We start from the raw sequence: 2,481 nt of genomic DNA on the forward strand, positions 1-2,481 counted from the left end.
ATTGGTTGATTTAATAAGCCACCAATTGAGGATAAATCAATAGTAACCGAGCCAACACCACTTAGAGAATCAACCACATAGGCTGAAATTGTTATATTCTGCCGTAGTGTTACTATGCTTGGAACCATCTTTGGATTGGTAATTAAAGGAGGGTCAGCATCTACACTAAATGTCCCTCTTTCTGGAAATGTAGGATTCCCTGCATTGTCAAGGGCTTGTAAGAATAGAGTATGTGTTCCCGAGGAGAGAGGAGAGGAAGGGATATAGGAAAGCCTGCCGGTTTGGGGAGAAAAGCTAAAAGAAACCTCTTGGTCATCAATCTTTAATGTAATTGAGCCAACCCCTGATTTGTCATCGGTGATATTGGCGGATATGGTTGGTTTTGCTTGGGTTGCCTGATTTTGTGATGGCGTAAGGTTGGCAATGGTGGGAGGGTTGTAATCTGGGGTAATGTATGGCTTAAGGAAGACCTTCTCCATAACCTGGGCAAGGACAAGGTCAGAGTCAGAGGTGGGGTTGGTTTTGTGGTAGACAACCACCTCATCAAATATTTCATTAAGCCTGGTTTCATTTGTACAGGAGACCTCAATCTCATAATTTCCTTCTGAATCCTCTCTCTCTATGATAGAGAATAAATTTTCATCCTTTGCCTTATCTACCACCTCAAACCATATCTTATCTGGGTCATCCATACTTCCTGTTTGAATTGAATCTGGCTTTGAGGTAACATTCAATGGCGGAACACCCGCTGTGCCATATTGGGAAGGAGGAAGATACCAAGTCCAATCTAGCCAGTTTCTGATGGAAAACCAGGACTCTGTATAATTAGCTAAGGCGGGTTTGCCATCAGCACTATTTGGCCATTGGCTTTTGAATGCCTCCAGGCTACCTGTTAGAGTATCAATGGCTTTTCTTTTTAGACAGCGTATATTTTGGGCAAGGATAAGCTCTGCCCAGGCTATGGCGGAGAGCTTTATTGCTCCTATGGGGCATTGAGAGGTTGCTGAGCCAATAGCCTCATTTTTTAAGTCTGAGTCAGGTTTATTTGGAGATTTCCTTTTTAACTCAATCAGCCTCTTATTCACCAATGCCCTCCAGATAAGCTTGGGCTTTGTCTTAAGGCTTACCCTTGGTAATGGAAGGATGTCTATGGGAAGACCACCCTTTGTAAGATAAAGGTAATAGTCCATATCCCATTCTATATTGTGGTGGTATTTCATTACCGGGTCCTTGTCTCCTTTAGGTAATGCCTCTGGCAATGAGAGAAATTTTGGATTATGAGCAACCCAATCAGAGGCAATATGACTACCAAAACCCCTCCAGATTCCCTCATCTCCTGTATATGAGCAGAGTTTTATAATATAGGCAAAGTTTTCTTTGTCATTGCCATAGAGGAGATAATTCTTCTTCTTTAAGTCCTGATCATCATCCCTTGAAATAGGAAGTGGAGAATGTCCCCTATTTCCCCATTCCTTTTCATATAATATCCCCTTGCCCACCCAAAATAGGTCAGGAGCCATGCTATTTCTGCAAAATACCTCATCTGGGCCTATTGACTGCTCTTTAGAAAGCCAATAGTGGGTTATCGGTCCCCAGCAAAACCCTATCTTTGCTAAAGCTAAGCTTAAAAGCAATATCTTCTTCATCTTTCTTCCTCCTTTATTAAACTCATTTTTTCTAAAGATATTTCCTGCCAACCTGATTTTGTAAAAACAAAATCTTTATCTTCTTTAAAGTCTCCACAATAGCCTATGTATAAAGTGCAAGCAGGACCATCCCACATTGAAAATCTTTTATATCCCATAATAGAATAACCAAAACTTACATCTAACTTCTTTCCCTCAAACTGAACATAGACAGGCATATTGAACCTTTTAAACATATGCCAATCATATCTTGGAGCTGCTCCTCTCCATTCCCTCTCAGGCTTTATCCTATCCTCCCCGGTAAGCTTATAATCATCAACCACTGTCTTGTGGTTGATTTTGATGGGTTGGGAATGTTCTCCAACTTCAAGATAGATTGGATCCATTTTTTCTGTAATATAAGGTATATATATATATAGCATCTTGCCATATTCTGTGTTTATTAAATCCATTTTGATATTTGAGTAAAACCCTAGATTTTTTTTATAGGGTTCAACCTTCTCTCCATAATCCTGTTTCATTGCCATTTCATATTCCTCTCTGCTTTTATTGTGTTCCTCATACCATATCTTGTTTCTTCTGCAATGTTCTTTATGGTCTCTCATAACACTTTCATAGCTTTGTTTAGCAAGATTTAAGTGGTAGTCAAGATTCTCCCTTAACCACTTCAAATACCTCATATCCGGCTTCCCTTTGTAATGGGGAAAAGGAAGATAAAGGGTTATCTCCCTTGCATCATCAGATTGAACAATAATTGTATAGTCTGTATCAAACTCTTTTGGTGGGCCTTCTGTTGGTCCAAATATAAAGAAACACCCTCCACAGCTTAGTAAGA

Annotated in this window: 2 protein-coding genes; both read right to left on the bottom strand. The window is 39.9% G+C overall.

Annotated elements, in window-relative coordinates; all coding sequences use genetic code 11:
• Positions 1 to 1,646, bottom strand: a 1,646-nt coding sequence (locus AB1630_12335; GenBank protein MEW6104580.1) for an Ig-like domain-containing protein, incomplete at its 3' end; no start/stop codon positions are given.
• Positions 1,643 to 2,481: hypothetical protein (locus AB1630_12340; GenBank protein ID MEW6104581.1), on the bottom strand; the 839-nt coding region annotated here is incomplete at its 5' end. The genes AB1630_12335 and AB1630_12340, both read right to left, overlap by 4 nt.

It is taken from the genome of bacterium (assembly GCA_040753555.1).
In the GTDB taxonomy this organism is placed as follows: domain Bacteria; phylum UBA9089; class UBA9088; order UBA9088; family UBA9088; genus JBFLYE01.